The sequence below is a fragment of the Vibrio sp. 1069 genome, assembly GCF_033340555.1.
The window spans coordinates 1-712 of record NZ_JAWOWP010000359.1 but is presented as its reverse complement, the minus strand read 5'-3'; the positions used below and the strand labels follow the sequence as shown (position 1 = coordinate 712).

Annotated in this window: 1 protein-coding gene; it reads right to left on the bottom strand. The window is 47.2% G+C overall.

The window, feature by feature from the left end; translation table 11 throughout:
* Positions 1–712 (bottom strand): NADP-dependent isocitrate dehydrogenase (locus R7040_RS26505; RefSeq protein WP_318097586.1); only part of this gene is annotated, 712 nt, incomplete at both ends.

The window sequence follows — 712 nt, the reverse complement described above, 5'->3', positions numbered from 1 at the left end:
ATGCTTCTACTGGAGCAAGAATCTTAATTTCTAGACCTGTCGTATCGTGATCTGGCAGGTATGCATTAACCTTTTTAATAAGCTCTACATCGTGTGCGCGGTTTTCATCTAGCCAAAATACAGCTGGAACGCCTGTCGCACGTGCGCGAGTTACTGCAAGTTTCACCCAATCTTGAATTGGCGCGTCTTTTACCTGACACATACGGAAGATGTCACCCTCTTCTACCGCCTGTTCAAGCAGCACTGCGCCAGAAGCATCAACAATACGTACTGTACCTGCTGCATCTAGGATAAACGTCTTATCGTGAGAACCGTACTCTTCTGCTTTTTGAGCCATCAAACCCACGTTTGGTACGCTGCCCATTGTTGTCGGGTCAAATGCGCCGTGCTCTTTACAGAAATCGATAACTGCTTGGTAGATACCTGCATAGCAGCGATCTGGGATCATCGCTTTAGTATCTTTTTGCTTGCCGTCAGGACCCCACATTTGGCCAGAAGAACGCAACATTGCTGGCATAGATGCATCGACAATGATGTCGCTTGGGACATGCAGGTTCGTGATGCCACGATCCGAATCAACCATCGCAAGTTCAGGCTGAGTTTGGTAAACCGCCTGAATTGCCGCTTCAATCTCTTCTTTTTGTGCTGCTGGTAGTGACTCGATTTTCGAGTAAACATCACCAAGACCATTATTTACATCAACGCCAAGCTC